This is a genomic window from Acrocarpospora phusangensis (assembly GCF_016862995.1).
Taxonomy (GTDB): Bacteria; Actinomycetota; Actinomycetes; order Streptosporangiales; family Streptosporangiaceae; genus Acrocarpospora; species Acrocarpospora phusangensis.
Genome location: NZ_BOOA01000220.1, coordinates 1 through 530 on the forward strand (window position 1 = coordinate 1; position 530 = coordinate 530).

General features: G+C 67.0%; 1 protein-coding gene. It reads right to left on the reverse strand.

Going from position 1 to position 530, the window contains the following annotated elements; translation table 11 throughout:
* Window positions 1-16: 16 nt before the first annotated feature.
* Window positions 17-364: a VOC family protein gene (locus Aph01nite_RS41010; RefSeq protein ID WP_204046492.1), complete on the reverse strand. Its 348-nt coding sequence runs from the start codon at window positions 362-364 to the stop codon at window positions 17-19.
* Window positions 365-530: the final 166 nt, after the last annotated feature.

Genomic DNA, 530 nt, shown 5'->3' on the forward strand with positions numbered 1-530 from the left:
GGAATGGGGTTGTGAGTCAAAGGGCGTAGGCGGTCGGGTGGCGTGGCTGGTAGAGGCCCACCTCGCCACCCCCGGGCAGCCGCAACGCGGTCAGCAGTCCCCACCCGGCGTCGGTGACCGGCTTGATGAACTCGATCCCCCCGGCCGTGAGCTCACCGACCGTGGCCTTGATGTCGTCGCACATCAGGTACAACTCGTGCGCCTGTGTGTCGCCCGGGTGCACGGCGACCTCGGCGGGCGGCAGCTTGAAGATGAGCCAGCCGCCGCCCGCGTCGACGTTCGGGTAGCCGAGCACGTCCCGGAAGAACGCCCGGTCGGCTTCGGCATCGCGGCTGTAGAGGATGACATGCGCACCGTTGATCATGCCGCGAGCTTAACCACGCTGATCTCTCCTGGATCGCCGCTTCCACCAGGACACGCGCTCAGGTGGTCGCGGCTACCGCAGTGTGATCTCCTGGTCACACCACGCCGCATCCACCGAGGCGTTCCGCGACGTCGGTGATATCGATGATATCGGCGACTCGCCAGGG

Bases quoted from the DNA above. Each gene is read 5' to 3' on its own strand.
- Aph01nite_RS41010 (WP_204046492.1), bottom strand. From the start codon at position 364: ATGATCAACGGTGCGCATGTCATCCTCTACAGCCGCGATGCCGAAGCC.